Source organism: Cytobacillus sp. NJ13 (assembly GCA_030348385.1).
Taxonomy (GTDB): Bacteria; Bacillota; Bacilli; order Bacillales; family Cytobacillaceae; genus Cytobacillus.
In genome coordinates, this window is sequence record JAUCFP010000006.1 from 4162910 (window position 1) to 4189652 (window position 26743).

Genomic DNA, 26743 nt, shown 5'->3' on the forward strand with positions numbered 1-26743 from the left:
ACACCATGTTCAAAAAATTCTTTGGAAAAAACTATACAGTTGCTGACTTCTGGATTTGGTTTGAAAAGAATTCACAAGACTATTATCGGTTAAAAGAAGAAAATTTAAATTCATTGTTCAACAAACTAAGTAAGCAGTTATCTAAGATAAATGAAGATATAGCATTTGAATTTAGTGCAGATCTTATCCAAGGAAAGAGAGAGTTTATAATAAGCGCTGATGGCATCTTGTCTGCCTTTCCAGACGTCATTGAACTTGTTGAAAATGCACCCCAACTTGAAGGCTTTAAAATAATTGCCTTTCGCCAAAAAAGTGCTGTTGAAGATATATCCACTATAGAATATGAGGATATAAGTTTAGGGCCTGATGATGTCTATTTCACTTACAGAAAAAATGGTGATACTTTAGACATTGTTCTATATCTCAGAGGCTATGACTCTGATTTTGAAGAATGGGAAAATGCTGCCTTTATATTATTAGACACTATTATTGGAGAGTATGATGTTGCTACTAAAATAGGAAGCATTGATATGCTGCCTTATAAAGAAATTCCTAATTTAAAATCCATTTTAGAATTACCTTCATTAATAGATAAGGAAGTATCGGGGATAAGCTTATAAGGCTTATCCTTTATTAGATAGTAGCTCTTATTGTACTAAAGGGGCAGGTTAGCTGAAGAAGGAATATTACTAAGCAATTTACGGCTTATATCTTCTCGATTTAATTACCTATAAAAAGAAATCAATAAAGGGGTGGTTCTCTTAAAAATATGTCACAATAAGGGAAAAGTAATAAATTTTAATGATTCAAACAATTACAATATATGGTAAAATTTAAGTAAAAAGAATGTTGTTTAAAGTTGTAATTACATGAGTTTAATTTTTAGGGCTGAATACTAATATGATTTAATAATAACAACAGTCGTTTTTGGTGTTTCAAGGGAAAATAATACAAATTAATTTATTCATTATAAGGGAGAGATATTGTATGAAAGAAAAGGAGAATTCTTCAGAAGATAAACATAAAGAGGATATAAAATTCTCAATTATCATACCTGCCCATAATGAAGAAAAGTACATTGGAAAATGCATGGAATCTATTTCAAAGGCATCAAAATTATTTGAAAATCAGGTTGAAGTCATCGTTGTGTTAAATCGATGTACAGACAGAACAGAAGAAATTGCAAAATCATACAAATGTATAACCATAAAGAATAACGATAAAAATCTTTCTAAGATTAGGAACGCAGGTGTTGATATAGCGAAAGGTGAAATCATCGTTACAATTGATGCAGATACCCAGATGAACGATCATGTGTTGTCTAATATAGAGGAATACTTAACAACTGGAAAGTACATCGGGGGTGGAGTTACAGGGAAATTTGAAAGAATGTCTTTAGGAATATTTGTTTCAACCTTATTACTTATAGGCCCACTACTTCTTAAATATGGAGCAATATCTGTGGGAATCTTCTGGTGCTACAAAAAGGATTTTAAGTCGATTAAGGGATTTAATGAAGATATGTTTATGGCAGAGGATGCTGATTTTGCTAAGCGATTAAAAGATTGGGGAAAGAAGAATCGAAAAAAATACGGTACGATAAAAAATGGGATGATTACTTCATGCAGAAAGTTTGATAAACTTGGAGACTGGGCTTTACTTAAACGTCCGAAGATTATTTTAGCTTATCTCAAAGGAACTGATCAGAAATATGCGAATGAAGCATATTATGAAAATCAAGATAGATAACAATAACAGTACCATTACAATGTTCAGGAGTAAAACTAAAGTTAAGTATCAAGAAGAAATGAAAATCGAAAGTACACAGATTGTGAAATAATGTACTTAAACAAACGGGTGCAATACTTTAAGTCCAGCTGCCAACTCAGGCGGCTTTTCTTATTGTACTAAAGGGGCAGTTTAGCTCAATAAGAAAAATATTTATGTCGTGGTTAATTGACTTCTTCAGATTTGTTACAATTACTTACTGAGAAGTTATTAAACATATTAAGATAAACAGTAGAATGAGGTAATGCAATGACATATTTTATGTACATATTTTGCTTAATAGTATGGGGGCTAAATTTTATTGCGGTGAAAATTCAAGGAACTCCAGTCAGTTTGGAATTGTCATTATTATATCGTTTAGTTATGACAGCTTTTTTATTTTTAGTTCTTGTGTGGTTCCTTAAACCAAAAGGGAGACCAGGAACAAAAGATTTCCCGTTTATAATAGTTTTTGGTGTATGTAACTTTGCATTAAGTTATCTGTGCCTTTATTACGCCACAATTTTGAGCTCTGCTGCAATTGTAACTTTAATCTTTTCGTTAAAAGTGATATTGACTCCGATTGCTCTTCGTGTCTTTTTAAAAGAGAAATTACATTCTCGTGTATTAATTGGGGGAATTCTAGGGGTATTTGGCGTATGTGTCCTAATCTATCCGAACTTAAATGATTTTCAAGGACTTACTGATTTAAAAGGAATTCTGATTGCCTTGTTAGGTACTATTCTTACAGCAGCAGGTGACGCCAGCTCGGCAAGAAATGCAAGTCAAAAGGTTAATCCTATCTATGCAAATGCAATTGGATTTATAGTGGGCAGTATATTGATGGGAGTAATTGTATTATTTCAAGGACAAGAATTTATACTTCCAACATCGGTTTCATACTTATCAGCGCTGTTATATTTAACCCTAGTTGCATCATTTGCAGCATGGTTATTTTATTTGAAGCTTGTAGAAAAAATTGGAGGAGCTCAAAGTGGCTACATGGTTGCACTTTTCCCTGCAATTGGAGGAATAGCTTCCGTTTTGATTGGTGAGTCAGATCCATCAATATTTTTGTTTGCTGGTTGCCTTTCTAGCTGTATTGGTGCTGCAATTGCTTTAGGATTTGGAATGAGAAATGAGAATGTGAAGCTTGCTGCATAGGATTAATGTAAGAAGGAATTTACTTATGAAAATAAAATAGCACTTATTAATGAATGGGTTCTATGGTTATTGTGACAAGAATCCATAAGAATATCTATATTTAACTTAATAAACTTTTTGAGCCAACCAGCTAATATAAGCTATAGTAATCTTCAACAATCGTGTGCTGTTCTTTAATAAGGATATGCGCTCTTTTATTCATAGGGCCAGATTCTTAATAACATTTGAAATTGAATCGTAAAGATTGTGAAAAAATGTGCTTAAGCTAACGGGTGCAATACTCAAAGATTGGCTGCAATTACAGCCGGTCTTTTCTATATGAAAGTATATTTGTTGGCGACCATCCAGAAAATGATGTAAAAGCTGCCCAAAATGTAGGAATGAAAGGAATTTGGAAAAAAGGTTTTCAATGGAACAATGTCAAGGCAGCCTTTATTGTAGATGATTTGGTGGAATTACCTTTAATGCCAACAAATTATTGAGCCTTGTTAAAAAAATGGGTGCGTTACTTTAAGATCCAGCTGCCATCCCAGGAGAGTCAAGTGCACTCCACTACAATCAACCTTTACTATCCTAAAGATTTTCTAGACAAATATTTTTGTATGAAATAAATTTAAGAAAATAATTCGTTTGTTCCCGAAAATGAACGAAGAAAGTGTCTCGATTCGGGGATTTATGTCTATTCGTTTACTTAATTGGATAGTAATTTTGCTCTTAATCTTGACATTTCCTTATCCATTAAGGAAGAAGCTTTAGCAAGCTCTATGAGTTGCTTTTTAGCATCCTCAGGTATAGTCTCGCCTTGATATTTATAGTTTAGTTTATGTTCTGTGGATGCCCAAAAATCCATAGCGGAAGTACGAATTTGTATTTCTGCAGGAACCCATAATATTTCATTGGACAGAATGACTTGAGTTTCTACAATCAGGTGCAGACTTTTATATCCACTCATTTTTGGGTCCTGAATATAATCCTTTACGCGTATCATTCGAATGTCTTCACGTTGCTCAATATGCTCCTTAAGCATATACACGTCTTCAATAAAACTTGTAACAATTCTAACACCCGCAATATCTCTTATTTCATTCCTTACAGCTTCTTGTGTTAGGTGAATTTCTTTTTTTTGAATTTTCTCCACCAAAGATTTTATTGTTTTCATACGTGTTTTCATATGTTCAATAGGGGAATAGCCATGTTGTGTTTTCCACTCTAAGTCAATAATCTTAAAATCACTTTCTAACTCGTGTAATGCCATTTGGTAGGATAGAAAGAATCCCCTCCAATTGTCTATTACCTTTTGAATAACCTCGATCTTAATCTTTTCTTTCAGCATGTCCACAACCCTCCAGTTATTATTCTGTTATCATAACACAGATGGTTCGAAGTAAAAAAATATGTTCTGATAGGAAATTTTTCACTTTCTCTTGTTATTTAGATCCTTTAGTGACTATTATGATGAACAAAAAATCAGCATCTCTGTTGGAGCAAAATTCCCAGCTAAGAAGCTTAAATAAGGGCCCTTCCCATCGGAGGGACCTTTATTTAAAGATTTTAACTATTATTTAAAAAACTGTAAATTTTACTGGTGAATTAACCCTGTAAATATTTACAAAAACAAATGATTCTCTAAGAAAAATTTCATATTTTATTAGTAAATCCCTTGATATTATCGGATTCTCCTGCTTTAAAAAAACAAAACAAACATCTGCTTCTTTTTTAACATCGTGTTTACATTTGAAAACTATACTTTCAAATGTAATCAAAAAAAGGAGGGAATTTTGTTGAAAAAAGGATTAAGTTCGATTTTTTTAGCGGTAGCAATGGTATTCGCAATGGTGGGAAGTATGTTTTCCGGAATCTCCAATGTTTTTGCTGCGGAAAGCACGGAACAAAACCTGAAGGTGATGTCATTTAATTTAAGGTATGAAAACAACAATGATCCATCACCGCATACATGGGCTGAAAGGGTCCCAACCATTAAAAAGCTCATTCGTATGGAAAATCCAGATATTTTTGGAACGCAGGAAGTTTTATATGGACAACTTCAGGATATGGAAGAAGTATTACCAGGTTATGCATGGATTGGACTGGGCCGCGAAGGCGGTAATAGAGGAGAATACTCCGCGATTTTCTATGATGAAAAACGGTTTACTCCAGTAGAGTATGATCATTTCTGGCTCTCAGATACTCCAAATGTAATCGGTTCAAAAACATGGGGAAACAACATTCCAAGAATGGTCACTTGGGCAAAATTTGTGGACAACCAAACGGATAAACAATTCTATTTTGTAAATACACATTTCGATCATCAATCTGCCGAAGCGAGAGAAAAGAGCGCTGAATTAATTTTAGAAAAAATCAAAGACTTTAACCCTGAATTACCTATTATTCTGACAGGGGATTTTAATACTCGTCCTGGTACTCTTCCACATCAAACATTAACTAGCGAGGGAGCTTTTGATGATTTATGGGAAACAGCGGAGTCACGAATCAATGAGGGAATTGGAACGTTCAATGGCTTCCGTGACCCAACAGGCGGCGGAGCAGACAACCGCATCGATTGGATTCTTGCCAAAGGGAATGTAACCGCAAGTACGATCGAAATCAATAACTATCAAAAAAATGGTCAATTCCCTAGCGACCACTATCCGGTTATTGCTGAATTATCTATAAAGTAAGTGGCCGAGAGCGGATTGCGTACTAACAATCCAATAAGAAAGAAGGCTCTTATTCCTGTATACACTATTATTTTAATAGTCGAGAAATCTATGGAAACAACGTTTCCTATTCTACTAACGAGGTGCTCTCCTTAAAGATATGGCTGCCAATCTAGGCAGCTTTTTCTTATTAAACTAAACCAGCTAATAGTTTGTCGACATTTTTCATTTAATTGATTTTTTGTTGTGTGGTATCCTAAAAGTACGCATGCTAAATAACCCTCCATCAGGACAATTTTGGAAGGTTTTGATCTATTTAGCTAGCTTTTCATTTTAGGCTATATCTTGGAAAATTGAATTGCTTTTTAAGAGTGCAAAAATCCAGTGTAACAACTTATTGGCACAAGCGATGATGGCTACCTTGTATGGCTTGCCTTCACCACGTTTCTTATCATAAAACTCCCGCAGCTTCTTATTGCGTGGGATAATTTCAGGTGTTGTTTTCTTTTTACGGGAATCACGAATTGCACACCTGACAGCCATATATAACGCGTGCCTAAGCCTGCTTGATCCTCTTTTAGTTATCATGTTGACTGTTCCTTTGAATCTTCCAGATTCAAAGATGCTGGGATCTAAACCGGCAAAGGCCACAAGTTTTTAGGGTGGTTAAACCGTTCAATCTCTCCGATTTCAGAAATGATCGTTGCCGCGATCTTTTCTCCGATACCCGGGATAGATTGGATGATTTGATATTCTTCCATTTCTTTTGCCAAGGCATCTATCTCTGCTTCCAACTTCGATAGGTGCCTTTGGTACTCCAGAAGCATCTTTATATACAGTTCAAGACTTGTGATATGGCTTTGAAACCATATTTCCTTGAACGGATCTCTGGAGGCTGCCTCGATAAGCTTCTTTGCCTGAGTGCGTGCCCACTTGCTTGAACGGCTTTTACAAAGCTCATCAATCCTGTTAACCAGGGTGTCTTCTTCAACTCCCAATACCTCTTTGTTATACGAGATCGCTGTCCCAACCAGCCAAATCATGTTTAAGCAAGTAGGGGGTGAACAGTTTAGTTGACGGGATCCTCCTCCCACGGGCAGGTACGTTCTACCCCGGCTACAGTTATAATAAAACCATATAAAAAATGGTCAACCAGAAATATCTGGCTGACCTTATAATACGAAGGGGCAGGTTAGTTCAATTAGCAACCAACGTGACTAGAGGTTATATTATGCATTAGGAGATCAATTGTTCAATAAATGAGTAGTACAGCTGTTTCTAAGTTAATAGAAATGAATCTCCTTGAACTATCATAAATCGATTGCTTATGTTTGAATAAAGTCCTTAATATTAGTTATCTCGATACCTTTAGTCTGATATTTCTCTAGCATAGTATTCAGCATTTCCCTTTTTACAGAAAATATGGAATCCTCCAGAATAATAATTCGATAACCCCTGTTTATTCCGCCCAAAGCTGTCTTGTATACACAAGAACTGGCATCTGCGCCAACAATGTAAAGGGTATTAATTTTATTTTTTATGAGATGATTTTCAAAATGTTCCTCAGAAAAAGCATCAGTGCGGAGCTTGCTAAAAATATTATCCGATTGAACGGATAATTCATTATATAAGTCAGCTCCATCACTATCTGCCTGATACATACCACCAGAAATCAATGAATTCAGAGGGTTTTCCGTAAACTCCTGCTTTGTGTAAATAATCTCCATGTTAGCGTCATTAGCGTATTCGATAGCTGTATTGATGTTAGCCATTAACGGTTTAGTGTTGCCGTATTCGGATATTCCCAAGGTGTCATTTTGGATATCTAATACCAGAAGTGCGCTTTTGGGGTTATCATATTTGGCGATTGAATCGCCCTTTGTGGCACTCGATAAATATACCAACTGTAAGGCTATAATCCCTATACAAAGTACCAATATTCCTATAATACTAATGATTAACATACGAAGATTTCTCCTTTTATTGTTTGTTTTCATACCAATCACCTCACATTTATTTATCGTTTGGGGGTGTAATAATAGTTGCAAGAATACGCATATTTTGGTCCTTGGCCGATGTGTTTCTTGTTTGATAAGGAGCAATTATTTCTTTAAATTTATTTCCGATCTCTAACATTTCTTCACCAGTTGCATAGATAGGTACTGCGCTGAAACCTGACACATCCTTAACAATATTTATAGAGGGTTTTTCAGCGTAATTTTGAAACTCTTTCATCAATACAATGATAAAGTTCGTAAACAACTTAAAGTATGCTTCACCATCATTTTGCTCAATGATAGATTGGTTGACATTCAAAAAGCTCTCATTCAATGCGTAAACTTTCTCCGATACGGCGCGGACTTTATTTTCTGCAACAATCTTTAAAATTCCACTATCCACCAAACGATTTAATGTGCGATAGAGCGTAGCCTGTGGGATATCGTTTTGTGATGATAATAAATCTTTTGCTGTACATTCACCTTTTTTTTGGATAGAAAGAATGATTTGACTTTTAACAGGGTTAACTATGCAGTCCATTATTTCCTTAATGCTAATATCCATTTGGATAATCACTCCCTAACATTATCTATATGATTATATTCTCATCTTGATAATATAAAAGTCAATAGGTTTTTATCCAGGCTATACTGCAATAGGAAATAACGGTATTCTCTTTGGGGATTTTTTAACTGAACGGGGGTGACTAAGGGCGTTTTTATTGTTGGTAAAAGGAAAGTTTGTGAACAAATGTACTTAAACAAGAGGGTGCTTTTGTTCAAGAACAGCTGCTCTATCGGCACCTTTTTTTCTTATTTAACTAAACGGGCAGGTTAGTTTAAGTGTAATATTTCACAAAGCATTAGAAAAAGCTGATATTCCTAATTAGGAAAATCAGCTTTTATTGCAGGGAACAACGTTTTTTTGAAAATTAAGTTTAGTGTGCATTGAGTTTAGTTTAATTAAATATTTTGTGTTTGGGATTCTTCGCTTGAGCGTTTATTTCCTTTATAGATAAAATAAAGGGCAATAAACATAAATAGTAATGCGAAGGCACGTTCAATATCTAAAGCGATTACTAAACTATTAAACCAGCCAAAATGATCAATTAGGACACCGATTACAAGCTGACCAGCGATTCCAGCGATATTTGTTGCTATGACACCAATTCTTGGTACCGCCATAACGGTAAGAAGTAAGTACATTGTGCCTAAAAAAGCGGCACTTAATTGCCATTTAGGTGCATCTAGAATCGCAAGAATATTTCCTTTACCAAAAAAGAGAATAAAAATTGCTAAAAACATTGTCCCGGTTAGAAACGTTAAAAGTGTAGTTTCAATTGTTCCTGCTTTTCGACTAAATGTACCATTAATAGACGATTGTGCGCTTAGTGTGATACCTCCAAATAAGGTAAATAGAATCATTAATATCCCCATTTTTAGACCTCCTAGTTAACTAAAATAAGAGCTATTATCATTGACATAACAGCAAATATTTTCTCTCTATTGATTCTTGTTTTTTTGCTGCCTAGCCAACCATAATGTTCAATAATCATACTCATGACCAATTGACCAATAATGACTGCAACCATGGTGATTCCAACACCAACAAAGGGAACACTAACCACAATGGATGTTAAATAAACAACCCCTAACACACCACCAAGTAGCGACCATTTAGGTGCTTCAACAGCATATGAAAGCCTGCCTTTCCCAAAGAATATCCATAATAGAACCATGATTATTGATCCCATTAAAAAGTTGTAAAAACTGGTTTCCAATTGTCCTATTGTTTTGCCTAGTTCACCGTAGATAGCTCCCTCAAAACTAAGTGCTGCCCCTGCAAATAACGCTAGTAAATACGAGAAGTAACGCATTCAATAAACCCTCCTAAGTATCTTAATATTTATATATCTAGAATAATCGATATGATGTTTTGAAAAAACAGAAATCCGCAACTCAGATTTCCGTTTTAAAATATTCAGCTAACTTACGAATCGACTCTTCGTTTCTTCTGTAATAAGTCCACTGACCATAACGAACAGATTCGAGCAGACCAGCTTTTTGCATCATATTTAAGTAGTGTGAAACTGTAGATTGAGAAGCTTTAGCTTTTTCTTGAATATCCCCTACACAAACTCCGCCTTTATAGCTGACCTCCTTTGGCAGGTGAGCGCCTTGTTTAGGGAAATGCTTCTCCGGTTCCTTCAACCACTGTAAAATGTTAAGTCGAGTTTCGTTTGATAAAGCCTTGAATACATCGATTGGTTCCATGTTTTATATTATATATCGATTTTTTTCGATATGTCAATTTGGGGATTTCAAAGTATTGACTATTTTTCAGATTTGATACTGAAAAGTATGTTAAGAGATGTACTTAAACAAACGGGCGCAAGAGTTGAAGATCCAGTGTTGATCGCCAGCTCTTTTTTCTTCTTAGTATAAAGGGGCAAGTTTGTTCAACAAATACACTCCTATTTATGATAATTGGGCATTGATCCTTATAAGGATAATTGCCCTTTTTGTTTACGTATTATCTATTCATTAGTTTTGGATGCAACAATACATAACGAACCTCGTCTAAATAGATGAACAGATTCCTACTCAGATATTGGTGCATTGTTTTTTAGGAGGAGATAATCATGAAGAAAAGTTACCTTATTATAGCTCTCTTGGGTTTAATTAATACTGGGTGTACAAATAATGGTGTGACCCAAGAAAAGCCTAGTCCACCTAAAGCCTTTATAGAGGTGGATAACGAGAGATTCGAAACTATACTTGGAACTTATTGCTGGTCGTCGAAAGCTCAAGCCGAATGTGTGGACAAAGCTGGACCAATCGAGCTATTGGAAGGTAGTGAACCAATTGAAGTAAGTCCTGGTGAAAGTGTAACTTTTATTATGGAATATGAACCAAAACCAAATGAAATTCATGTTCTTCAAATAAGCAGCAATGAAGAATCGGAAGTTAATGTAAGTAACAATCATTTCTCAGCACCTACACAAAAAGGGATTTATTACTATTCATATGGAGCATGGTGGATGGATGAAAAGAAAGAGAACATATCTAATGGAGATGCTAATTACGCATTTGCCATAGAAGTAAAGTAATTTTTCTTCTTTAGCTACGGGGCAGGTTAGCATTCCTGTAGATCGTTATTTTTGAGCTTTGAAAAAAATAGGGCTCCTCAGTAAGATATGAGTAAGACACGACTCTAACTCAAACTTAGGAGGAACCCTTACTATGAAGTTTAAAATGCAGGACAAACAAAATCAACTAATAGAAAGAATTACTGATAAACATCTTGTGGTTGGTGTGGATATTGCACAACAATTTCACGTAGCCAGAGCAGTGAATTTCCGTGGGATTGTAGTAGGAGATCCAATCACTTTTCCAAACAACGAAGAGGGATTTTCGTCCCTGTTAATCTGGATTAATAGCATTCAAAGATTACATAAACTTGAGGCTGCCATAGTTGGTATGGAACCTACCGGTCATTATTGGATTAACCTTTCTAAATGGCTGATGAAACAAGATATTGAGGTAGTGACAGTTAACCCTCATTTGGTGAAAAGAAATAAAGAAAACCGTGATAATACCCAATCAAAGAGTGATAAAAAAGACGCTCTTGTAATAGCTGATATGGTGAAGAACGGTTACTATGCCTTTGTAAAGAATACTTCTGAGTCGTTTGAAAAGCTCAGGGTACTCATATCAAATCGGGATGTCATTGTTAAGAGGCTTGTAAGCTCGATTAATCAATTGAATCGCTGGGTGGATATTGTCTTCCCCGAGCTTAGGTAAGTATTTAAAGACATCACTGCTAAAGGGGCCATCGCAACACTTCGGCTTTTCCCATCTCCGATGGAACTGGGTTCCATGAAGCCTGAAGAGATCGTGGCCGGGTGGAAGTTATTGATGAAGCGACAGCCTGGATTAAGGAAACCTATTTACTCCTCAATGTAGCCAGGAAATCAGTTGGTACAAGGCAAGCATTAGAAGCTTATAAATTTCATCTTGAACAATTACTCGAAGAGTATGACCTTGCGATTCAACAACTTGAAAGAGTTGAGCTGGCAATCAAGGATGAACTACCTATAATTCCTTTCGCGAATAAGTTACTTATGATTAAGGGAATTAGTGAAATTTCGTTAGCTGGTATTTTAGGGGAAGCAGGAGATTTAAGTGGTTTTTCACACGGCAACTCTTTACTTCGCCATGCAGGACTCCATCTAGCCGAAGCCAGTTCAGGGAAGTGGAAAGGGCAAATTATCATTTCAAAGCGTGGAAGATCAAGGTTAAGACGTTTCCTCTATTTAGCTACTATGAGTCTGGTAATGAACAACCCGGAATTTAAAGCCCTCCACTCGAATAATGTTAATGTCAAGAAAATGAAAAAAATGAAATCTATAATGAAGCTGATCGGGAAGTTAGCTAGGATCTTTGTAGGGATAGCGCGAAAAAACGAAGCTTATTGTGCCAAGAAGGTCCAGCCGTTAACTGAGTTGGCAGCGTAGTTCAATTCACTTTTTCTCGAAGAGAATCATTACCCCTTATATTTTTAAAGATCGAGTGTTGGCTTATTCGCAGGGTTTCAAATATGTATGGAGTACCAGGTTTGTTCAACAAAAGGGCACTGACCCATCAGGTTAGCATAACTGGCCTCCACCCCTTGGATAGGCATGACGAAGGAATGAGAGGGCAATTGACCCGTTGAGACATGGGAGGGAAAGCCTCCAAGGGCTGGCGTGGAGAAGTACATCATATGGTAGAATTTGGAGTATAATCCTACTCCTCTATTTAACTGTCCAGAATCTACTCTTTTCAATTTAGAAATATATATCCATGGAGGATGAAATCCTGCGAATAAGCGAGCATTCGTGAGTAAACCGTATTAAACTGAGGGAGTTGAACAAGGAATTTAAACTATGACTGAAGAAGTAGTAATAGTAAGTAAAGTTTTTTTATATTCCTAAAGTATGTTTTAAGGTTAATATATTTCTTATTGCGGAGGGGTTTTATTGCAAACACTTTTTAAATATAACTGGATGATACGAAAAGACTGGTATAACTGGTGTGAAGATTTAAGTGAGGAAGAGCTTTTGCAAAACCGAACAGGTGGAATGGGCAGTATTTTACATACACTTTTCCATATTGTTGATGTCGAGTGGAGCTGGATACGTCTATTACAGGGGAAAGCGGACTTTCAGGAGAGTTTTGATTATTATAACAGCTTGGACAAGGTTCGAAAATTGGACGCAGAATTTCACTTAGAAGTAGAGAATTTTGTGAACAACTGGGATGCCAGTATGGAAAATCAATTATTTTACGATACTCTGCCTGATGGAAGAATTGTAACAGATACTTGGGGGGAAGTTATGCGCCATGCCATTGCTCACGAAATTCACCATATAGGACAATTATCAATTTGGGCAAGAGAATTGGGAAGGAAACCTGTTTCTGCAAACCTTATCGGGAGGGGAATTTCCTCTCATCCGACAAAATAATTCATTAAGGGGTTTGCAGAGGCAGCAGCTTTTTTCTTATTGTACTAAAGGGGCAGGTTAGTTCAACAAGAAGGATATAACGTTTAACAAGCTGCAAAATAAGGTGGTATTTTGTTGTTAAACAAATGTGACTGGTTGAATAATGTCACAATAAGAGAAAAAGACCGGTGAAACGGTCTTTTTCTTGCTATTAAAGATATTTTTTATGTCTCTTTAAGAGTCCCTCTTGTTTCTGCATCATTTTCAAAGAGACTCCCTCCATGTACCAATTTTCTTACAAGATCAGGTCGAAGCCCAGTTTGGATAGCTTTGCACCCCATCATGGATACACCTGATAGGGTTATAACTAGATTTTGGAATATTGTGTGTTAGCTATCTCGTTTAACACTTTCTCTTCAATTAATTTAATCCTAAAGGAGTCAATTGAGCCAATTAGAGGTAAAACCGAGACAGTTTCACTTTCTGGAATAATTGGGAAGATAATGTTCAACCATTTCTCTTTGCATATGGAGCATTTGATCTTTATATTTTGAATAGCTGAGTAGGAAACTGATAAGAAATTGGTCTATTTGTTCGTTTATAACTTCTTACAGATCAAAAAAATCCTCTTCTCCACCTTACATATTGATCTAATAGTACACAGCATATTAAATAACTGCATCAGTAAATATTTAATGAGTAAATATTCTTAGATTGGGGTAATTCTTAATAATTATTAGTAAATAAGGTTGGAGGAACCAGGATGGAAAATTTGGTCTGGTATTATGGTAAGGCCTATAAAGTATTATTTAAATACGATTCTGGTTATTGGGAAATACAGGAAGTTGATAATAAGTATAAAATTGAATTGGTTCATTATTTAGAGTTGGAAAAAGGGCTGGTACAATGTGATGATGAATAATGCAATGGAACAATAGTAGGAGGCGATGTTTTAATAAAGCATCGCCCGTTCATTGTTCAATAAGGGGAAGGTTGTGAGTTGAAGATCCAATAGGAATCGGCAGCTCTTTTTTCTTATTCAACTAACGGGTGCATTAATTGAAGATACGGCAGCCAAATTTGGCGGCCTTTTCTTATTAAACAAAAGGGGCAGGTTAGTGAAACAAGGTATCTACTGCCTATTTGTAGAAATTATAAAGATATTAATGAAGAGGGGTAATATTGATGCAGGAACGTAATATTGATGTTTCCTTGAGAACAGTAAATATTAAAGATGCAGAAGCCGTGTTAGAAATTGAAAGGGAAGTTCTTTCAGAAAGCGAATTTATGGTCTCGGTAATTGAAGAGTTTGAAGAAACATCGGAGCAAATAAAGAGCTGGATCCACAAAATCTTAGAGAATAAACGGGAAACGTTAATCGTTGCTGAAACCAAAGGGAAATTAGTTGGTTTTATTGTCTTTCGCTCCAAAAATACCAAAAGACTTTCTCATACTGGTTCTTTTACTGCAATGGTCAAGAAAGAATATCGTGGCCAAGGCATTGGAAAACTTCTGATTCAAGAACTGTTAAACTGGGCGGAACAAAACCACTTGATTGAGAAAGTAGGTTTAGGTGTTTTATCTACAAATCAACGAGCTATTGAGCTTTATAAAAGTATGGGATTTGTTGAGGAAGGGCGTAAAATTAAAGAAATTAAGTTTAATGAGAACTATTATGTAGATGACATTCTTATGTACAAACATGTTTAATCCCTCTTTTAGTAATCCAAGGCAGGATAAACAATTTTTTCATCAAGACTTATTGAAAACAAGGGGGCAACATTTCAGTAATAACACTAAGTTTGTGAAACATTGTACTTAAACAATAGGGTGCGTTTCTTTAAAAAGGAATGCTCTTTTCGTATCCAATTAAAAGGAAGTAAATGTAATTATTATATTAAAGATGGTTGCTCTTCTATTATAGGCGGAGAAAGCTTTAATACGATATATGCAACAATATTAAAAAAGGTAAACTTTGGAGGCACACCACTGTAATAAGACTTATAACGAAATTAAGTTCTTGATATATCCCGTCAAGGACATATTATGAAACAGTGCTTTAATAAAGGAGTTGTATAAAATGGATGAAAAAAAAGATACAGAAATAAAACGCTCTTCAAAAGCAGAAAACATTCTACCTCAGATCAATAGTAAAACTAAGCTAGGCGACTTACGAAAAATCGCGAAGGGCATTAAAAAAGATCACGAACTAGCTATGGAATTTTGGTCAACCGAAGAGTTTTTGCCCAGACTATTAGCAATCCTAATTATGGACAAAAAACTTCTTTCACAAGATGTGCTAAATAAGCTTGATAAGGATATGCAGACTCACACTTTTGATGAGCGAAATAACTTAATGGATTGGTTAATGGCTAATCAGCTCACCAAAGACAAGAAGAAAATTGCATTGATGGAGTCATGGGGAAACAGTCCTTCTGCTCTTCAAAGGCGAGCTTTCTGGTATTATCAAGGGCGATTGAGATGGACTGGACAAACACCGCCTGATAACACCGCAGACTTGCTATCTGCATTAGAAGCTAATATTACGCAGGAAGAACCGGAAGTTCAATGGGCTATGAATTTCACCGCAGGCTGGATAGGCGTTTATGATGAAAAGAATCGTGCACGTTGTATTAAACTTGGTGAGAAAACGGGTCTTTACAAAGATGAAATAGTAGCAAAAGGATGTACTCCGAGCTATTTGCCGGAGTTCATTACGATTGAAATTAACAAACGACATAATAATTAGTTAGCTCTGAAAAATTTATTAGGGTTTAATGCAAAAAATAAAGGAATTCAAAGCCTCAATATGAAAATTGTAATAGGCTTGGACCGAAAAATAAAGAAAACAACGCGTTATGGCAGCTAGTTAGTGAAATATGCAAGGAAGATGTAAAGGATTTACCCACTATCTCTTTTTGATCTGTAGGGCGCTTATCTTTAAGAAGAACAACTTTCCAGCTGCGCAGTACAAGGATACTGTTCAGCTAGGAAATAAAAAAGGACGATAGCCATAAAATTGGTAATCGTCCTTCTTCAACTACCATGAAAATTCCCTTCTGTGAAATCAGAAAAATGGCAACACTTAAATAGACGCAGCTCATTCAACTTTTTAAAAAGGGGAGGAGCGTCTTGATCTTGGGTGCTTATATACTTGTTTAATGGATTAGGAAGCTTCTGTTATTGTAACCGTAAGCCTAAGTTTTCTAGTCTTAGAACTGAATGGCGTACAATAGAAACCTGTCTTTGTTTATCAAAGTAGTCTTCACCTAAGTCTACATACATTTCTTTTCTAGTTAACAGGTAATATGCGATCCGCAAAATCGCAAGAGCAGCTACAATAGCTGCTCTTTTGTTGCCTTTACGTCCTGCTGTTCGTCGATACAATGCACCAAGATAGTTTTTAGAGCCTCTCACTGATTGAGCTGCTTTAGTTAATGCTGATCTTAAATATTTATTTCCTTTTTTAGATCTAGTTGATTTTCTTTTCCCAGCACTTTCATTATGCCCGGGTACGAGAGCTGCCCATGAACAAAGATGTGCCGCAGTAGGAAATTGATTTTTAACATCAGTACCGATTTCAGCCAGGATTTGTTCAGCCATTCTTTTGGCGATTCCTGGAATCGAATCCAGTCTTTCAATATCTTCTTCATAAGAGCTAACTCGTTTGGCTATCTCTTGATCTAACATTTCAATTTGCTCAGTTAGGAAATCAATGTGAGTTAAAATCGTTTTGAGCATTAAGCGTTGATTTGGGTTAACATACCCCTGAAGTGCTAATTCAAGTTCTTCTTTCTTCTTTTTCATTGTACGACGAGCGAAGTTTGCTAGTTTCTCAGGATCATCCTCGCCATCAGCGATAGCCCGAAGCATATCCTTCGAGGAAAACCCCCATAATATCAGAAACGACAGAACCTAGTTTGATGTTGGCTCCTTCTAAAACTTTATGAATCCTATTATGTTATCTTGCACGTTCCTTGATAATACTGCGGCGATAACGGACAAGTTCCCGTAGCTCTCTTTGAATACGGTTTGGAATGAAACTCGCTTTGAGTAAACCATGGCGAAGAAGTTGGGCAATCCATTCGGCATCCTTAACGTCGGTCTTACGACCGGGGAGTGCCTTCATGTGTTGGGCGTTTACAACTAGAAACTCATTCCCTTCAGATTTTAGTAGGTTAACAATAGGTTTCCAATAAACACTCGTGCTTTCCATTGCGACATGAGTACAGCCATGTTCGTTAATCCAGTCGATTAACGTGAGTAGAAAAACTGTTTTAGTAGGAAACGTTTGAATCTCCTTTCCATCAGGTGTCATAATACACGAAGTGATATTATCTTTATGAACATCCATACCACATGCTCTTTCAATGATTACATCCATTGAAATCTTCCTTTCTAGGCTTGAAAATTGGAGGCTGGTGCAACAATCAGAATTAGGATTAATCTACCATGAGTGCTTCCCGTAAGGGAGCGACAGTTTGTGGCGCACCGTGTTCGTTGGAGTCAGACTATAGGATGGGCTCTATGGCACCATAGTTTATCGACCTTCCTCTCCCAGCCTTAGAAACAGTATCGACGGATATAATATATTTTCATTCTTTGTGGTGAAGCGCTGATTTTTGCGCTTAATGGATGGCTATAGGGTGCGTTTGTTTTCTATAGTAACCCATATAATTTCCTAAAGTTTTTAGATTTTAAATGTTTTTTTTTTTAGGATTAATATTTGGTTATGCTATTTGGAACATTGTTGTAAAAAACATCATTAAACCCAAGTGGCCCATGGCCAGGCAATAATATGGTTTAAGTCACAGTCTTTTATTAAACGTTCTTCCTCAAAAAAAGTTTTCTATTTTTCCTTTAAAATTGTACTTCCGGTAACTTTCCATTTCACATCCCCCAGTGTAAAATAAGAATATATGTTCCCTTTTTGGTAATTACATAAATTTTTCGTCTATTAATAAAAAATTCAGATAATTGTTTGACTTTCCCAGTGATGATAGTGGATAATACTTGTGAGTAATATATGCAGACGGAGCTGTTGTTTATGGGACACAGAGGACGGAAAAAAGGGGCCAGCGGGGAGCAGAGCCGTGCATTGCTTCTTGAAATTGCCGCGGAGGAATTTGCGCAAAAGGGCTATTTTCATACAAAAATAAGTGGGATTGTGCAAAGGGCAGGTCTGACACAGCCTTCGTTTTACCTGTACTTTGAAAGCAAGGACGCTATATTTCAAGAACTGGTCGATCTGTTTCGTGACCGGCTTTCCGAACTTACATCCAATAGCCGTTTGGAATCAGGCATTGATTTACCTGCATTGCCTGAACGAATAACGTCAGGCCTCACAGCTATTTTTAAATTTTTTTTGGAAAACCAAAATTTGACCCGCATCGGTTTTTTCATGGCCCTGGATGCCGAGGAAACCAAAGAAATACTAGCTGGTCAAATTGAAGACAACCTCTTGTCAGAACAGCAAGCAGGATACTTCAGGGAAGATATTGATATGGGGACTGTCGCTGAAAGTCTGACAGGGATTATGGAACGCGTGACATTAACCAAATTATTCAATGGATTAAAAACTCCAGAAGATTTAGCAAAAGAAATTGCCCATTTATTCCTATATGGAATGATTAATAAAAGCAGCACTCAATGAAGACTTCTGAGGGAACAGAATCTTTACGGGAGAGTGGAAAGGGAATGGAAACCTGTGAGGGGAAAATTGATAAAGAATGGTTAGAGCTGATTATGACAGCAAAAAAGCTGGGGTTAACAATTGAGGAAATACATGACTTTATCAGACAGTCCAAGACTGGGCTTAAGATAGGCCAGATCACGGAACAGAATAAATAGTGATATTCTTTTCAGTATGCAATCAAGGGGAAGGATAGGATGAAAATATGCTGAGGCTTTTGGCAAAGGGGGCTTTTACGGGACTGGCATCCGGAATTTTTCTGGGCTTATTCCTGAAAATGATTGAGTTATCCTCTGGAATAAAGGTGTATACATTGCTTTTAAATGTGGATTACTTCCCTGTTTTGAAAGACTATCATTTTCCCGAATTGATTGAATTTGTATTTCATCTGATTATTTCTGCTGTTTTAGCAGTCAGCTTATTATTAATAATAAGGAAATACCGCTGGAACAGGTTCCAAATCATCGGCCGTACTTTATTAATAACCTTTTCCATAGGAGTCCTGCTTTATCCAACGACTGCATTATCTGATCGAACCCCTGAACTTACATCTATATCTGCCATAGTTTTTTGGCTTTTAGGCCATCTGTTATATGGACTGCTTCTTTCAGCGTTTTTTATAAAAAAGGGGAATACTTATTGAGCTATGAATAAAGGTCTTTTAATCCTTGTTCAAATGTTTTAAAGTGTTAGTAAAGATACGTCTTATTAGGTGATGGGTTCACCTTTAACCGCCTTATGGCTAATGACTCCTGTCAGTTATGTGGTAACTGGCAGGAGTCTTTTTATGTAAAATAAGAAAATATAAGTTATGAACGTCGATTACTGTCTAGCTCCAGCGCCTACCCCCTCGAGGTCACAAACTTGTCTAGTTGCGGCTCCTAGGGACTCGAGACATAAGCCAATCCCTTTCAGAAGGAAAGAACACCTTCTTGCAGGGCTAGTCTTATGCTTGTCGTCCCTGGGCAGTCGCCTCCACATTTCGGGCAATCCTCCCAAAAAGGCAAAGAACGCCTTTCCGTGAGGCTCGTCTTGTGCTTTTCGGGGGGGGTAAGGCGCTTGCACTTTTCTTATGGGAAAACTAAGAAATGGAGGGATGAAGATGGTTTACTTATGGGTTGGGGCTGCAGGATTTTTGGGTGCCTCTTTACGGTACAGTATTGGTGTTTTTCTCTTTCATGAGAGTGCCGTTTTTCCATTTGCTACTTTGACGGTTAATCTGCTGGGAAGTTTTCTTCTGGCTTGGCTAACGACGGGGCTGATGGTGCGTTTTTCTTTGCCAGCACATATAAAAACGGCACTGGGAACGGGTTTTATTGGATCTTTTACCACTTTTTCAACATTAAGCGTTGAAACGGCAGCACTCTTTCTCAATGGAAAGACAGGTCTGGCCGTTTTGTATGTTGCAGCCAGCCTTTTTGGCGGATTATGGATGAGCCGATTGGGATTTCAGGTTAGGAAAGGAGAAGAATCTGGATGAGTACGTTTCATGTTCTTCTGGTGGGGATAGGCGGTTTCTTTGGAGCAATATCTAGGCTGTGGGTCAGTCAGGTTATAAATAAAAGAATTGTGTCGAGGTTCCCTGCTGCCACGCTTGTTATTAACCTAATTGGTTCTTTTCTTCTTGGAATCATGGTAGGCTCAGGAATAGGAGGCAGTCTTTTTATGCTGCTTGGCACAGGATTCATGGGGGCATTCACCACTTTTTCTACATTTAAGCTGGAAGCAATACAGCTCCATATGGATAAAAGGAAAAAAGAGCTCATTCTTTATAATGTATTGAGCTATGGCGGAGGGATACTTCTCGCTTTTATGGGTATTGAGCTGGGAATGCACCTCGGATGAAGAAAGGTTTTTCCAATACGTTTTAAGGGAGTATCGTATGATAACCTGTCTTATAGAATTATGTTATGATAACAAATAGCATCAAGGAGGTTATTTATATGTTCTGGGAAACTTACATGAAAGAAGATATATTGGTGGATCTGGGATTATAATTGGGATTTTCCTGCTGTTTCTCATTTTCCGGAAGCTTTTCACTAAATATGTATTTACACTATTATTAAGACTGAGCAGAAAAGCGCCAAATGACTTTTTCTCTCATATATTTGTTTCATTTCAAAAGCCGATTCAGTGGTTATTTATCATTATAGGAATCTATGTATCTGTCGGTTATTTTCCTTACTTAAACCAGCATAATTCCTTATTTTTAGATATTATTAGAGCGTCCATCATTATCATGATCACGTGGGGCTTGTACAATATGGCATCGGCATCATCAGCCCTTTTCACAAGCCTAAAGGTTAAGTACGATCTTGAGATTGATGATATTCTCATTCCATTTATTTCAAAGGCTTTGAGAGTTGTTATTGTAGCAATCAGTATTAGCGTGGTTGCCCAGGAGTTTGATTATGATGTAAATGGCTTTGTGGCAGGGCTTGGATTAGGCGGGGTCGCCATTGCTTTTGCTGCCAAGGATGTACTGGGCAACTTGTTTGGCGGATTTGTCATTATTACGGAAAAGCCGTGCACGATTGGCGATTGGATTATGACGCCAAGTGTTGAGGGAACGGTTGAAGATATTTCTTTTCGAAGCACCAAGGTTAGAACGTTCGCTCAGGCGCTGGTCACAGTCCCTAATGCTACTTTAGCCAATGAATCGATTACAAACTGGAGCAAGATGGGGAAGAGGCAAATCAGCTTCAGATTGCGCGTTACTCATGACACAACTAAAGATCAAATGGCGAATGTGGTAGGGCAGATCGAGTATTTGTTAAAAAATCATCCCGATATACACCCGGAAACCATTCTTGTGACCTTTGACGACTACAAAGAAAATGGACTCGATATCTTCCTTTATTTCTTTACCAAAACGACAAATTGGGGAGAATTCCTGAAAATTAAGGAAGAAATCAATTTTGAGATCATGGACATTCTTGAAAATGAGAGTGTTTATGTCGCTATGCCAAGCAGGAAGTTGTATTTAGACCCTGATGGGGAAAATCAGATGAAAAAAGATTCCAGGGTAAGACAGGAATCGTGATGTGAAAAAAAGGCGGACTCATTAGTCCGCCTTTTTATTTTGAAAATAATGTATTCCACTGTTCGGCCTTCGCTAAAGCAAGAGTGTCCTCTTTAACTTCTCCCGGCTTTACTCCGCTTCCAATGATATAGTCAGCAAACTCCATTCCCACAAATTCGAAGATATATTGAAATTGCTGAACAAGGGGAAGGCCTTTTACTTTCGCGCTGCTGCCGCCTGTAATAACAACGTAAGCTTTCTTCTTTGCCAGCTCATCTTTCAGGTTAAAGCGTTCATCCCTTAGATACTGTGACCAGCGATCAAAGAAATCCTTCATCGGACCGCTCATGCCATACCAGTATAAAGGGGTGGCGAATACAAAAACATCATGTGAAAGCATGTGCTGCACTAATTGTTCATAGTCGTCATCAACCGGTGTAAAGCCCCCATCCGCATGCCTCTGATCCACAATCGGTTCGATTTGCAGGTCTGTTAATTTTACCAGGGTGTGATCAGTACCTTCTGCGATCTTTTTCGCTAAATACTCCGAGTTCCCGTTTTCTCTGGTACTGCCCAGCAGCGCCAATACTTTCATCAAAATCGCCCCTTCGTTACTATCGTCTTTTTATGAATTTTACATAAAAATATTTGGGGAAGCAACGAAAGTAACTTTACATGCAGATGGATTGTTGATGGTGTTTCGCTCATATATCATGTTTTTTCGCCGATGAATTTTAAATTTCGCTCATAAAGCAGGAATCTGATTCCTGCAAGCAGCATTTTAGTTGAAATATAAAAAAAGGAGTCTAAATATGATTGTAAAATCAAAAATAAAGTCACTCCTGCTGCACCAATTGGAAGCACTTTTGAACAGAATTCCCGATAACCGTTCAAAAAGGAGGTTCATCGGGGAGGATTATGCTAAACGTCCTCCAGCGATATCAAATAAGTCCCGCTGAGATGAAACAAGGAGTCCAATGCCAGAAATGCTCTTCCTTTCCGATGATAAGAATGCATGGGAGGTGGCTCTGTTCAGCTTTCAATCACCTCTCCAAGGATGCACATATTCAATCCCTTCAGGAATACTCTCTTCTAATTAACCATTCAATCTCCAATGCCCAAGCAAAGGAATATTTAGGGATAGAATCAAGAGACTCTGTTAAAAGGCTTCTGCAAGCAGTTAGCGGGAAGAAGGCAGGGGCGAAACGTGGAACTAAATATGCACTGGATTTTTTTATTGACAATCCAAGTTCCCTCCCTTAAAGTTAACTACGTTAATAGTTAAATAGTTGAACAGTTAAACGATAGAATAATTACTCTGTGAGGTGAATATATAAGTGAATGTGCCAAACATTAAGGATTTGGTCGACCGGTATATTGCCGTTTCTTTTTCCGTTGAGAAAAAGGCTGCGTCACTTGTGAAAAATCAGATTGGCAGCGATCTGACTAACGATCAGCATTTTACACTGAGGTACATAAATCAGGTGGGATCTTGTACTTCGTCAGAGCTTGCAGAAGTGTTTGACGTGAAAAAGAGCGCGATTACGGCGATGATTACGCGTATGTGGGAAAAAGGACTGATACAGCGAACACGAGATGAAAATGATCGCAGGGTTGTCTATCTGACTCTTACCGAAAAAGGGAATGAATTGTACGTCAAAGCAGAAGAAAAGATTCATAATCTTGTAGAATCGCTGATAAACAGATTTGATCAGGCCGAAATCCAGCAGTTTATTGAAACCTTTGAAAAATTGGATAAAGTTCTATCAGAAAACAAAGCGGGGGATTAAAGAGTGTATTCAATTATTAAAAGAAAATGGCTTGTCATTGTCGTTTGGATCGCAGTGGTTGCCGGATTGTTTATGGCAGCGCCGAACATGGCAGAACTCGTCCGTGATAAAGGGCAGATTACTGTGCCTGAAGAGTATTCATCCACACTTGCCGGGGATATCATGCAAGAAGTGCAGAAGCAGGAAGGCGGCGGGGATGAGACACAGGTCGCACTTGTTTTTCATAATGATAAAAAGCTCACAGGAGAAGAAATCAAAGAAGCGGAGAAAGCTATCCGGACGCTTGAAGACAAAAGCGAAGAAATGGGAATTACGGAAATTCTTACCCATTTTAATGAAGAAAGCTTGAAAGACCAGCTTGTTTCAGAAGATGGCAAGTCGATTCTGGCTTCTGTCAATGTAAGCTGGAACGACCGTGAGCCAGCGGAGCTGAGTGAAGAGCTTTATTCAGCTATTGATGATGCAAAGGTAGATCACTATTATACGAGTGAATGGCTGATCAATGAAGACCTCATGAACAGTTCGCAGGAAGGTCTGAAAAAGACAGAAGGAATCACAGTCGTCTTTATTCTGGTTGTTCTGCTGCTGGTTTTCCGGTCAGTGGTTGCGCCAATTATCCCGCTGCTGACAGTGGGATTCACCTACCTTGCTTCACAGTCCATTGTGGCATTTTTAGTGGATAGGCTGGATTTTCCGATTTCGAACTATACCCAGATTTTCCTTGTGGCGATTCTGTTTGGAATTGGAACAGACTATTGTATCCTGCTGTTAAGCCGTTTCAAAGAAGAACTTTCCTATAGCGAAAGCACAGCGGACGCCATTGTGGCAACATACCGCAATGCGGGCCGCACAGTATTTTTCAGCGGCTTGGCTGTTATGATTGGCTTTGCTGCAATTGGCTTCTCGCAGTTTATCCTTTATCAGTCAGCAGCAGCTGTGGCCATTGGTGTAGCAATATTATTAATTGCTTTATTTACGATTGTGCCATTCTTTATGGCGGTGATGGGACAGAAAATTTTCTGGCCTTCGAAAAAAAGTGCCGAGCATGGAGAAAGCAAGTTATGGGGTACGGTCGGCCGATTTTCGCTGGCGCGTCCATTCCTTGCATTGCTTATAGTAGCAGCCGTTTGTGTGCCGTTCCTGGTGACATATGACGGAGAACTTTCTTACAACTCCCTTGAGGAAATCGGCGGAGATGTTAATTCCATTAAGGCATTTAATGCTATTGCTGACAGCTTTGGGCCAGGAGAATCCATGCCAACGCAAATCGTCTTGAAAAACGATGAGGAAATGGATTCCGCAGAATATGTAGGTCTGGCTGAAAAAATCAGCCGAGAGGTTGAAAATGTAGATCTGGTGGATACAGTCCGCTCTGTCACAAGACCAACTGGAGAGCTAATCGAAGACTTCTTTGTTGCCAAACAAGCTGAGACTCTTGAAGAAGGCCTTGGAGAAGGTAAGGACGGATTAAACAAAATTTCAGACGGCTTAAATGAAGCAAGCAGCGAACTGTCCAAATCAGAGCCTGAGCTGCAGAATGCCACAAAAGGAATCAACGATTTGATTTCTGGTACTAATGAAATCAAATCCGGCCTTGGTGAAATTCAGACGAACCTTGCAAAAATTGAAGATGGAATTCGCCGGGGGTCTGTGGGATCAGATCAAATTAAAGATGGTTTGGAAAAATCCAAGGCTGGTGCCGAAGAGCTTCTTGCCGGATACCAGAAGCTGCTAGTCGGATATCAGTCAGCAGAACAGCTCATTCCTTCACTAATTGCAGGTTATAAAGAAATCCAGACGAATTTAAATCAGCTATCCGATGGCATCAAACAGGCGAATGATGCACTGTTTGGCTATGTTGAAACAAATGACCCAGCATTGGCCCAAGACCCCCAGTATCAAGCTATTAAAGGTCAGGTAGCAGGCCTGCAGGAGCAGCTTCCAAAGGTTTCCGAAGGGATTAATGCTGCTAATGGAGGCTTAACAAAGCTGCAGAATGGTTTGTCCGAAGCGAATAGAAACTTTGGAACTGCCATATCCGGCCAAAAGGAATTAGCTGCAGGCCTGCAACAGCTAATCGACGGAATCGAAGCCCAGCAGGCAGGCCTCAATCAGCTTGCTGACGGGCAGGGGCAAATCGTCGATAATTTTCCGAAGCTGACAAATGGTTTAGCAGGAATCAATGGCGGGCAGGAACAGCTGCTGACAGGATTCGGTGATCTTGGCGGACAAATCAGCCAGCTGACAGATGGTCTTGGCCAGAGCGCAGATGGACTGGAACAGGTGTCCGAAGGTCTCGGTTCGGCACAGGATTATCTGGCAGGCCTATCAAATTCGGAAAATATGGATGGTTTCTATCTGCCGCCTGAAGTCCTGGAGGATGAAGAGTTTGCGCAGGTGTTTGATGTCTATTTGTCAGAGGACGGTAAAGTCATGACAATGGATGTAGTGCTTGAAGCAAATCCTTATTCCAACGAAGCCATTAACCAGGTGGACGAAATCAAAGAAGCTGTGGAAAGAGCGACAAAAGGGACTAAGCTTGAAAATGCGGTTGTCGCAGTAGGCGGGATTACAAGTACGAATGCTGATTTGAGCACAATGTCAGATCAGGATTATTCCCGTACTGTTGTATTGATGCTGCTTGGCATTTCGATCATTCTTGTGTTCCTTTTCAGGTCTATCATAATGCCAATCTATTTAATTGGTTCATTGATTTTGACCTATTATACAAGTATGGCAATGAATGAAGCGATTTTTGTAAATCTGCTTGGATATTCGGGCATCAGCTGGGCAGTTCCATTCTTTGCATTCGTTATTTTGGTCGCGCTTGGCGTTGACTACAGCATTTTCTTAATGGATCGCTTTAATGAATATCGTGACCTTTCCATTGCAGACGCAATGCTGTTATCCATGAAAAAGATGGGCACTGTTATTATCTCAGCTGCCGTAATCCTTGGCGGAACTTTCGCGGCAATGATGCCTTCCGGGATGCTGTCGCTTTTGCAGATTGCGTCCATCGTTCTAGTCGGATTAATGCTTTATGCACTGGTGGTGCTGCCGCTATTTATTCCGGTTATGGTCAAGAACTTTGGCCAGGCAAACTGGTGGCCGTTTAAAAGAAGTGCAAATTAATTTAAATCGAGACTGTCTTTAAGGCAGTCTCTTTTT

The 26743-nt window shown here is 38.1% G+C and carries 24 protein-coding genes, 4 pseudogenes and 1 riboswitch; of the genes and pseudogenes, 19 read left to right on the forward strand and 9 right to left on the reverse strand.

What is annotated here, in order from left to right; translation table 11 throughout:
- The first annotated feature begins 5 nt into the window (after positions 1–5).
- The 4 genes and pseudogenes from QUF73_20590 (at position 6) to QUF73_20605 (ending at position 3413) form a co-directional block, all read left to right on the forward strand.
- Positions 6–620, forward strand: a complete 615-nt coding sequence (locus QUF73_20590) for a hypothetical protein (GenBank protein MDM5228526.1) — start codon at positions 6–8, stop codon at positions 618–620.
- Positions 621–987: 367 nt separating this feature from the next.
- Positions 988–1749 (forward strand): glycosyltransferase, encoded by a 762-nt coding sequence (locus QUF73_20595; protein MDM5228527.1) that lies wholly within the window; start codon positions 988–990, stop codon positions 1747–1749.
- Positions 1750–2037: 288 nt separating this feature from the next.
- Positions 2038–2931 carry a DMT family transporter gene (locus tag QUF73_20600; GenBank protein MDM5228528.1) on the forward strand — a complete coding sequence of 298 codons (894 nt, stop codon included), beginning with the start codon at positions 2038–2040 and terminating at the stop codon, positions 2929–2931.
- Positions 2932–3251: 320 nt separating this feature from the next.
- A pseudogene (locus QUF73_20605) lies at positions 3252–3413 on the forward strand (HAD hydrolase-like protein).
- 209 nt (positions 3414–3622) lie between these two features.
- Here QUF73_20605 and QUF73_20610 read toward each other — a convergent pair.
- A complete protein-coding gene (locus QUF73_20610) occupies positions 3623–4264 on the reverse strand; it encodes a GTP pyrophosphokinase family protein (protein ID MDM5228529.1) in 642 nt (213 codons plus the stop codon).
- 448 nt (positions 4265–4712) lie between these two features.
- Between QUF73_20610 and QUF73_20615 the strand changes: the two genes are divergently transcribed.
- Entirely contained in the window at positions 4713–5609 is an 897-nt protein-coding gene (locus tag QUF73_20615; GenBank protein ID MDM5228530.1) for an endonuclease/exonuclease/phosphatase family protein, read from the forward strand.
- A 312-nt stretch (positions 5610–5921) separates the two neighbouring features.
- On the opposite strand, the pseudogene QUF73_20620 reads toward QUF73_20615, so the two are convergent.
- The 6 genes and pseudogenes from QUF73_20620 to QUF73_20645 all read right to left on the reverse strand — a co-directional run bounded on the left by QUF73_20620 (position 5922) and on the right by QUF73_20645 (position 9859).
- Positions 5922–6598 (reverse strand): annotated as a pseudogene (locus QUF73_20620) (IS110 family transposase).
- 315 nt (positions 6599–6913) lie between these two features.
- A complete protein-coding gene (locus QUF73_20625) occupies positions 6914–7552 on the reverse strand; it encodes an isochorismatase family cysteine hydrolase (GenBank protein ID MDM5228531.1) in 639 nt (212 codons plus the stop codon).
- Between the two features lie 49 nt (positions 7553–7601).
- Complete coding sequence (locus tag QUF73_20630; protein MDM5228532.1) at positions 7602–8150, reverse strand: hypothetical protein; 549 nt, start codon at positions 8148–8150, stop codon at positions 7602–7604.
- A 398-nt stretch (positions 8151–8548) separates the two neighbouring features.
- Entirely contained in the window at positions 8549–9022 is a 474-nt protein-coding gene (locus QUF73_20635) for a DMT family transporter (GenBank protein ID MDM5228533.1), read from the reverse strand.
- A gap of 11 nt (positions 9023–9033) precedes the next feature.
- A complete protein-coding gene (locus QUF73_20640; protein ID MDM5228534.1) occupies positions 9034–9462 on the reverse strand; it encodes a DMT family transporter in 429 nt (142 codons plus the stop codon).
- A gap of 82 nt (positions 9463–9544) precedes the next feature.
- Positions 9545–9859 carry a metalloregulator ArsR/SmtB family transcription factor gene (locus QUF73_20645; protein MDM5228535.1) on the reverse strand — a complete coding sequence of 105 codons (315 nt, stop codon included), beginning with the start codon at positions 9857–9859 and terminating at the stop codon, positions 9545–9547.
- Positions 9860–10227: 368 nt separating this feature from the next.
- Here QUF73_20645 and QUF73_20650 point away from each other — a divergent pair, with 368 nt between their 5' ends.
- From QUF73_20650 to QUF73_20675, 6 genes and pseudogenes are all read left to right on the forward strand, one after another.
- Positions 10228–10695, forward strand: coding sequence for a hypothetical protein (locus QUF73_20650; protein ID MDM5228536.1), 468 nt, complete (start codon positions 10228–10230; stop codon positions 10693–10695).
- A 133-nt stretch (positions 10696–10828) separates the two neighbouring features.
- A pseudogene (locus QUF73_20655) lies at positions 10829–12102 on the forward strand (IS110 family transposase).
- A 504-nt stretch (positions 12103–12606) separates the two neighbouring features.
- Positions 12607–13092, forward strand: coding sequence for a DinB family protein (locus QUF73_20660; protein ID MDM5228537.1), 486 nt, complete (start codon positions 12607–12609; stop codon positions 13090–13092).
- 742 nt (positions 13093–13834) lie between these two features.
- The gene (locus QUF73_20665) at positions 13835–13993 is read left to right on the forward strand and encodes a hypothetical protein (protein MDM5228538.1); all 159 of its coding nucleotides are present in this window, start codon (positions 13835–13837) and stop codon (positions 13991–13993) included.
- 263 nt (positions 13994–14256) lie between these two features.
- On the forward strand, positions 14257–14781 hold the full coding sequence (locus tag QUF73_20670) for an N-acetyltransferase (protein MDM5228539.1): 525 nt from the start codon (positions 14257–14259) through the stop codon (positions 14779–14781).
- A 370-nt stretch (positions 14782–15151) separates the two neighbouring features.
- On the forward strand, positions 15152–15820 hold the full coding sequence (locus tag QUF73_20675; protein ID MDM5228540.1) for a DNA alkylation repair protein: 669 nt from the start codon (positions 15152–15154) through the stop codon (positions 15818–15820).
- Positions 15821–16251: 431 nt separating this feature from the next.
- Here the strand turns inward: QUF73_20675 and QUF73_20680 are convergent.
- Positions 16252–17455 (reverse strand): annotated as a pseudogene (locus QUF73_20680) (IS110 family transposase).
- Positions 17456–18118: 663 nt separating this feature from the next.
- Between QUF73_20680 and QUF73_20685 the strand changes: the two are divergent.
- The 6 genes from QUF73_20685 to QUF73_20710 all read left to right on the forward strand — a co-directional run bounded on the left by QUF73_20685 (position 18119) and on the right by QUF73_20710 (position 21806).
- Positions 18119–18724, forward strand: coding sequence for a TetR/AcrR family transcriptional regulator (locus QUF73_20685; protein ID MDM5228541.1), 606 nt, complete (start codon positions 18119–18121; stop codon positions 18722–18724).
- Positions 18725–18768: 44 nt separating this feature from the next.
- The gene (locus QUF73_20690; GenBank protein MDM5228542.1) at positions 18769–18921 is read left to right on the forward strand and encodes an anti-repressor SinI family protein; all 153 of its coding nucleotides are present in this window, start codon (positions 18769–18771) and stop codon (positions 18919–18921) included.
- A 47-nt stretch (positions 18922–18968) separates the two neighbouring features.
- The gene (locus tag QUF73_20695; protein MDM5228543.1) at positions 18969–19406 is read left to right on the forward strand and encodes a hypothetical protein; all 438 of its coding nucleotides are present in this window, start codon (positions 18969–18971) and stop codon (positions 19404–19406) included.
- A gap of 59 nt (positions 19407–19465) precedes the next feature.
- A riboswitch (Fluoride riboswitch) is annotated at positions 19466–19525 on the forward strand.
- 310 nt (positions 19526–19835) lie between these two features.
- Positions 19836–20243, forward strand: a complete 408-nt coding sequence (locus QUF73_20700; GenBank protein MDM5228544.1) for a CrcB family protein — start codon at positions 19836–19838, stop codon at positions 20241–20243.
- Positions 20240–20608 carry a fluoride efflux transporter CrcB gene (gene crcB, locus QUF73_20705; protein ID MDM5228545.1) on the forward strand — a complete coding sequence of 123 codons (369 nt, stop codon included), beginning with the start codon at positions 20240–20242 and terminating at the stop codon, positions 20606–20608. The genes QUF73_20700 and crcB overlap by 4 nt, the downstream gene beginning before the upstream one ends.
- A 418-nt stretch (positions 20609–21026) precedes the next feature.
- On the forward strand, positions 21027–21806 hold the full coding sequence (locus QUF73_20710) for a mechanosensitive ion channel family protein (GenBank protein ID MDM5228546.1): 780 nt from the start codon (positions 21027–21029) through the stop codon (positions 21804–21806).
- A 34-nt stretch (positions 21807–21840) separates the two neighbouring features.
- On the opposite strand, the gene QUF73_20715 is transcribed toward QUF73_20710, so the two are convergent.
- Positions 21841–22380 (reverse strand): flavodoxin family protein, encoded by a 540-nt coding sequence (locus QUF73_20715; protein MDM5228547.1) that lies wholly within the window; start codon positions 22378–22380, stop codon positions 21841–21843.
- 742 nt (positions 22381–23122) lie between these two features.
- Here QUF73_20715 and QUF73_20720 point away from each other — a divergent pair.
- Both QUF73_20720 and QUF73_20725 read left to right on the forward strand, forming a co-directional pair.
- Entirely contained in the window at positions 23123–23575 is a 453-nt protein-coding gene (locus tag QUF73_20720; GenBank protein ID MDM5228548.1) for a MarR family transcriptional regulator, read from the forward strand.
- Between the two features lie 3 nt (positions 23576–23578).
- Positions 23579–26707 (forward strand): MMPL family transporter, encoded by a 3129-nt coding sequence (locus QUF73_20725; protein ID MDM5228549.1) that lies wholly within the window; start codon positions 23579–23581, stop codon positions 26705–26707.
- Positions 26708–26743 lie beyond the last annotated feature (36 nt).